The organism is uncultured Shewanella sp. (assembly GCF_947501665.1).
Taxonomy (GTDB): domain Bacteria; phylum Pseudomonadota; class Gammaproteobacteria; order Enterobacterales; family Shewanellaceae; genus Shewanella.
This window is the reverse complement of the sequence record NZ_CANMWS010000057.1, coordinates 1-6,647: the sequence shown is the minus strand read 5'-3', so window position 1 is coordinate 6,647 and position 6,647 is coordinate 1. Positions and strand designations below refer to the sequence as shown.

The following is a 6,647-nucleotide window of genomic DNA, read 5'->3' as shown; positions in this document are numbered from 1 at the left end:
GTCTACCTGTCTACCTGTCTACCTGTCTACCTGTCTACCTGTCTACCTGTCTACCTGTCTACCTGTCTACCTGTCTACCTGTCTATGGAGAAGGAAATGCTTGTGATCAGTTATTCATATAAGAAGGTATATCAGCCAATAGTATGGGATATTTTTTCATTTGTTGTAAAATAACAGGTAAGCTGAGAAGTGCCGCAGAAAGAAAAAAGGGTCGGAAATACCCTTACAATAGGGCATAGAGAGACTTATCCACTAAATCTGTGGATAACCCTGTGGGTGATATCCTTTAGCGTAGAGCTAAAGCCTATGTCAGTTGAGTTTTACGTAGAATGTATTAATTTTAGCATTAATTTTTATTCTTTATTTTTCAATAATGTATAAAAATCAATCGATATTGTCATGTGAAAACTATTTAGTGATTTAAATCTCGCTTATATTAAGCTTGTGCTTGTGTATTAAACAGTGATCATTGCTGAATTATTTGTCATAAAACCGCTATTTTGGCTGTATTTTTTATCTGTATTAAAGTTTCATCGTATTTTTATAAAAATGTCATACTTTAATGCTATGTCGTTTACTTTCTTTAATAAGCATATTGCCCTTGCCTGTTTGTATTTTAATGTGATCATTTTTTAGGGGCTACCTTGGATTGGAGATAACGGAAAAGTCAGTGTTATTGTGATAAGAGAAGGTATATTTTGAATATCATGTCATCGTACAAGGTAATCCTTTTTCATTTTGTTATGAAGATAGACTTGGATAATGACTGAGAGTCACTTAAAATCTCGTGGAGTTTTATAAAAGGAAATGAATCAGTGTCGGATCCCGTATTTCAATTAGTATCACCCTATTCTCCGGCTGGCGATCAACCCAAAGCGATTAACCAGCTTATTGAGGGGATTGAAGCTGGTATTGCAAGTCAAACCTTATTGGGGGTGACAGGTTCTGGTAAAACCTTTACGGTTGCCAGTGTGATTAAAGCGTTAGGGAGGCCGACGATTATCATGGCACCCAATAAGACTTTGGCAGCTCAGTTATATGGTGAAATGAAAGAGTTTTTCCCTCATAACGCCGTAGAATATTTTGTTTCTTATTATGATTATTACCAACCTGAAGCCTATGTGCCTTCGACAGGCACTTTTATTGAAAAAGATGCTTCAGTCAATGCCCATATTGAACAAATGCGCCTGTCGGCAACTAAGGCTTTATTAGAACGTAAAGATGTCATTCTAATTGCATCCGTGTCTGCTATTTATGGTTTGGGCGATCCAGATTCATACATGAAAATGCTATTGCATTTACGTGAAGGCGATTTTATGGGGCAAAGGGATATATTAAAGCGCTTAAGTGAGTTGCAATATACCCGCAACGATATTGAATTACAGCGAGGGACTTATCGAGTGAGAGGTGAAGTGATTGATATCTTTCCCGCTGATTCAGATAAAGATGCGATTCGTGTTGAACTTTTTGATGATGAAATTGAAAGGCTGAGTTTATTTGATCCCTTAACGGGGCACATTTTAAAGCGTTTGGCGCGAACAACGGTTTATCCAAAAAGTCATTATGTGACGCCTCGAGAGTCAGTACTGGCTGCCGCCGAAGCCATTAAAGAAGAATTAAGAGAGCGTAAACAAGAATTACTCGATAACAATAAGCTGATAGAGGCGCAAAGGATCACTGAAAGAGTACAATATGATATTGAAATGATGGTTGAACTGGGTTATTGCTCAGGTATTGAAAATTATTCTCGTTATTTGTCTGGGCGCAGGGTGGGTGAGGGGCCGCCGACTCTACTTGATTATTTACCTGATGATGGTTTATTAATTCTTGATGAATCCCATGTGACAGTACCGCAAATAGGGGCGATGTATAAAGGTGATCGTTCTCGTAAAATGAATTTAGTGGAATATGGTTTTCGTTTACCTTCAGCGCTGGATAATCGTCCGCTGAAATTTGAAGAGTTTGAGGCATTAATGCCACAAACGATTTATGTATCGGCTACGCCAAATGATTATGAATTGGTGAAAAGTGGCGATGAGATTGCTGAGCAAGTTGTCAGACCCACTGGATTACTTGATCCTGAGATTGAAGTCCGTCCAGTGGCTATTCAAGTTGACGATTTATTGTCTGAAATTACTCAGCGTGTGGCCGTTAATGAACGGGTATTAGTGACAACCTTAACCAAGCGAATGGCAGAAGATCTCTCTGAGTATTTAGATGAGCATGGTGTTAAAGTACGCTATTTACATTCAGATATTGATACTGTTGAAAGAGTTGAAATTATTCGAGATTTAAGGCTCGGTGTATTTGATGTTCTTATTGGGATTAACTTGCTACGTGAAGGACTGGATATGCCAGAGGTCTCTTTAGTGTGCATTTTAGATGCTGACAAAGAAGGCTTTTTACGTTCTGAGCGCTCCCTTATTCAGACAATAGGCCGAGCGGCGCGAAATATTAATGGTAAGGTGATCCTCTACGGTGACAGGATCACAAAGTCGATGAAAAAAGCCATTGATGAAACAGAGCGTCGTCGAGCCAAGCAGCATCAATTTAATATTGACAATAATATTACGGTAAGGGGTGTGTCTAAAACCATCACTGATGTGATGGATGTCGGTGACAGCCGAGGAAGCTTATCGTCTAGTGAGCAGCGTAAAGTGGCTGAGCCTCAATCTCAGTATCAGGTGCAAAATATTGCTGATTTGAGTCATGAAATTGACAGACTCGAAAAGCAAATGCATGAGCACGCAAAAAATCTAGAGTTTGAGCAAGCAGCTGCTATGCGTGATGAAGTTAAGCGGCTCAGAGAAGCTTTGGTAACGGCTTAAATCAATATTTGAACAGGCAAACGTCAATGGAATCGTGTTTGCCTGTTCTTATTAAAAGTCGCTGCGAGCCAATCGATATATCGTTAACGCTGACATAGGCGTTGAATGCCATACAGAGCTGCCGCACATAAGAGCCCACTGAGAAGACCTACGAGATGTGCCTCTGTTGCGACTCTTGCCCCGATGAGTTTGATAACCTCTGGGCTGGCGCCTTGTATTTGCTCATAGGTGACCTTCACAATCACACCCAGAAGTAATAAATAACCGCTCTTATAGCCGGTGCGGCAATCTTGAATAACCCCATAACTAAAGAGACCATGAAGGACTCCACTTAAGCCAACATAACCTAATAAATTGGGATAAAACAGGTATAAACCGATACCTTGCAATAGGCATAAAATAAACAATAGCCATAAAAGTCCAATTGATGAGTAATGCTGTTTATGCAGTAACAAAATCGCCCAAAGACCGGCTAAATTCATGATTAAGTGCCAGTCATTAGTGTGCAATAAATTGCCCGTGATGATGCGCCACCATTGACCTTGCTCAATAGCAAGTCGCCTATAAGCAAGCAGCGTGTCTTGATGGATAAAAAATAATCCAATACATAAAAGGCTAAGGAGTAGTGCAATCCCGTAAGGGGATTTAAGTGTTTTAGCTATGCGTGATGAGAATGTTAGATTCATTTATCTGCTAAACGCTGCAATATGGCTGCTTTATTATCTAAGTATGTGTTTAAACCACGACTTCTGAGTTCACAAGAAGGACAGGTACCACATCCACTGCCGATAATGCCGTTGTAACAGGTTAATGTTTCCTCTTTGATCAGTGTTAAGGCATTATATTGATCGGCTAAGGCCCATGTTTCAGCTTTATCCAGCCACATTAACGGGGTGATTAAAGCGAGATCATAATCCATCCCTTGCTTTAATGCGTTTTCCATTGCTTTGACAAAATCATTGCGGCAATCAGGGTAACCTGAAAAATCGGTTTCACATACGCCTGTGATCACGGCTTTAGCGCCAATTTGATAGGCATAAATACCGGCGAGCGTTAAAAAAAGAATATTGCGGCCAGGGACAAATGTATTGGGTAACCCATTGTCCATTAAGGTATGGGAAACGGGAATATTATCTCTTGTTAAAGATGAAATGGCGAGCTCGTTCAATAAAGAGACATTTAATACCTTATGGCTGGCTACGCCGAGTTTTTCTCCTAAGGTTTGTGCTATTTCAATTTCTTGACGATGACGCTGATCATAATCGAAAGTGATGGCGTGGACTTCATCATATTGGGTTAATGCTTGAACGAGGCATGTGGTAGAGTCTTGTCCACCAGAGAAAACAACAATTGCTTTTGAGGTCATTTTTATTTATCAATTTATGTTATGGGCAATAGTGTTAGTGTACCTGAATCACCTTTTTTCATATAGAAATAAAATGTCATGTTGTCATTTCGAATTATCACCAATATAGGTTATTAAAGCGCCTTGGCTTCAATAACGTGATTGAGGTTAATGGCTAAAAAGCATTGGGGCTTGCAGCCAAGTGAAAAATCCACTATAAATGCCGCCTAAATAAAATAGAGGTATCAAATGAATTATCCAGTTAATGAAGTTTTTGAGACAATTCAAGGCGAAGGTACTCATACGGGCGTGCCAGCAATATTTGTCAGGCTTCAAGGGTGCCCTGTTGGTTGTGCGTGGTGTGATACAAAACAGACTTGGGAAGTACTGGATGAGCATAAGGTCTCTGCAAGCGAGGTGATCCAAGTGGATGGGGCTATTGGGCGTTGGGCGGATCATACTGCGGCATCACTCATGAAGGCGTTTGTCGTTAAGGGCTTTACCGCTAAACATGTGGTGATCACCGGTGGAGAGCCGTGTTTATACGATTTAACCCCCTTAACCCATGAGCTACATGCACAAGGTTTTAGTACGCAAATTGAAACCAGCGGGACATTTGAAATACAGTGCGTGGATGATGCGTGGGTAACCGTTTCACCAAAAATCAACATGAAAGGAGGCTTCAGTGTCCTGACTCAAGCCTTGAACCGTGCCAATGAAATAAAACACCCTGTTGCAACAGAAGGTCATATTGATGATTTAGATGAATTGCTGACAGGCATTGATTGCTCACAAAAAACCATTTGTTTACAACCTATCAGTCAAAAAGATAGAGCAACGGCGTTAGCTATGCGGGTGTGTATTGAGCGTAATTGGCGCCTGTCTATTCAAACCCATAAGTATTTAGATATTGATTAGTTTAGTACAGGTTGAAAGCTGCTGAAGATGAAGAGACTTGTTGGTAAGTTCCTTAAAAAAGCGCCTTGATGGGCGCTTTTTTAATGGCAAACGTTAGGCGAGGTGACCCGTCTGGTTAAATTGTTCTAATTGTTTGTGGTATTGTTCAAGTGAGCCGATATTATCGTCTACCCATTGGGGATTGTAATAGGTGTCAAGATAGCGTTCTCCCGGATCGCAGATTAATGTCACGATAGCCCCTTTTTCACCATCTTTATGCATTTGCGAGGCAATTTTTAAGACGCCGTATAGATTGGTGCCTGTAGAAGGGCCTGTTTTACGGCCAATCAATTGCTCAAGCCAATTCATTGTTGCAATACTTGCTGCATCAGGGACCTTTTGCATATCATCGACTACACCTGCTATAAAGGAAGGTTCTACCCGTGGTCGGCCAATGCCTTCTATTTTACTGGCTTCTTTACAAGTAAGATTCTTGTCATGAGAATGATAATAGTCATAAAAAACAGAATGCTCTGGATCGACAACACAAAGTTGAGTTCTCAATCCTTGATAACGAATATAACGGCCAATTGTGGCGGAGGTCCCACCCGTTCCTGGACTCATGACAATCCATTTGGGAATAGGGTGACGCTCTTTTTGCATTTGTTCAAAAATCGCGTTGGCAATATTGTTGTTGCCGCGCCAATCGGTAGCCCGTTCTGCAAAAGTAAATTGATCCATATAATGACCATTGAGTTCACTTGCCAGCTTTTCCGATTCAGCATAAATTTGACTGGAATGATCGACAAAATGACATTTCCCCCCGTAAAATTCAATTTGTTGCGCTTTCTTTTTAGCTGTTTTTGCTGGCATAACCGCGATAAAGGGTAGCCCTAATAAGCGGGCAAAATAAGCTTCCGATACGGCTGTGCTGCCTGATGACGACTCAATTATCGTAGTACCTTCTCTGATCCAGCCGTTACACAATGCGTATAAAAATAAGGAGCGTGCTAAACGATGTTTTAGGCTGCCAGTGGGGTGAGTACTTTCATCTTTCAGATAAATATCGATACCATCGAGTGACGGGATCTCAAGTTTTATGAGGTGTGTTTCTGCACTGCGTTGAAAATCGGCTTCAATTTTCTCAATGGCTTGATTGACCCAAGTATTCGTCACTATTTCGTCCTTTATAACAATAAAAGATAAATAATAATTAAAATGCATTAGTAATGATAGCAAACTGACACTATTAGGGAAATTTTATTGCTTTTTATACACAGATAAAACTGATTATGAACGGTTTATTTAAAATTCATGCATTCTATTAACATGATGGTTTTGGCTGACTAAGAGACAGGGATCTTCTGTTTTATTGAAATTGAGTTCACGTGTAGATTAACGTTTAACGATAAGCTGTTATCGAGTAATGCAATAAATGATGTTATGGCGAGGTTGGTTTGATGGGAATATCCTTCTACTTTGGATGAAAGAAGGATGAATAAAATGGTGGAGGGAGAAGGATTCGAACCTTCGAAGGCTGAGCCGTCAGATTTACAGTCTGATCCCTTTGGCCACTC

6 protein-coding genes are annotated in these 6,647 nt (G+C 40.3%); 2 read left to right on the top strand and 4 right to left on the bottom strand.

The annotated features are described in order from the left end of the window. The first annotated feature begins 815 nt into the window (after window positions 1-815). On the top strand, window positions 816-2,828 hold the full coding sequence (gene uvrB / locus Q0976_RS23755; RefSeq protein WP_299497316.1) for an excinuclease ABC subunit UvrB: 2,013 nt from the start codon (window positions 816-818) through the stop codon (window positions 2,826-2,828). Between the two features lie 83 nt (window positions 2,829-2,911). Here the strand turns inward: uvrB and rrtA are convergent, their stop codons facing one another. After that, window positions 2,912-3,514, bottom strand: a complete 603-nt coding sequence (gene rrtA, locus Q0976_RS23750; RefSeq protein WP_299497313.1) for a rhombosortase — start codon at window positions 3,512-3,514, stop codon at window positions 2,912-2,914. Then, entirely contained in the window at window positions 3,511-4,194 is a 684-nt protein-coding gene (gene queC, locus Q0976_RS23745) for a 7-cyano-7-deazaguanine synthase QueC (protein WP_299497310.1), read from the bottom strand. Before queC ends, rrtA begins: the two co-directional genes overlap by 4 nt. 228 nt (window positions 4,195-4,422) lie before the next feature. Here queC and queE point away from each other — a divergent pair, with 228 nt between their 5' ends. Next, window positions 4,423-5,091: a 7-carboxy-7-deazaguanine synthase QueE gene (gene queE / locus Q0976_RS23740; protein WP_299497308.1), complete on the top strand. Its 669-nt coding sequence runs from the start codon at window positions 4,423-4,425 to the stop codon at window positions 5,089-5,091. Between the two features lie 93 nt (window positions 5,092-5,184). On the opposite strand, the gene Q0976_RS23735 is transcribed toward queE, so the two are convergent. Beyond that, window positions 5,185-6,246, bottom strand: a complete 1,062-nt coding sequence (locus Q0976_RS23735) for a PLP-dependent cysteine synthase family protein (RefSeq protein ID WP_299497306.1) — start codon at window positions 6,244-6,246, stop codon at window positions 5,185-5,187. A 170-nt stretch (window positions 6,247-6,416) separates the two neighbouring features. After that, the coding region (locus tag Q0976_RS23730; RefSeq protein ID WP_299497304.1) for a hypothetical protein at window positions 6,417-6,647 on the bottom strand (231 nt) is incomplete at its 5' end.

Excerpts from the sequence above, each read along its gene's own strand:
- rrtA (WP_299497313.1), bottom strand. The coding sequence starts at position 3,514 with ATGAATCTAACATTCTCATCACGCATAGCTAAAACACTTAAATCCCCT.
- queC (WP_299497310.1), bottom strand. The coding sequence starts at position 4,194 with ATGACCTCAAAAGCAATTGTTGTTTTCTCTGGTGGACAAGACTCTACC.
- queE (WP_299497308.1), top strand. The coding sequence starts at position 4,423 with ATGAATTATCCAGTTAATGAAGTTTTTGAGACAATTCAAGGCGAAGGT.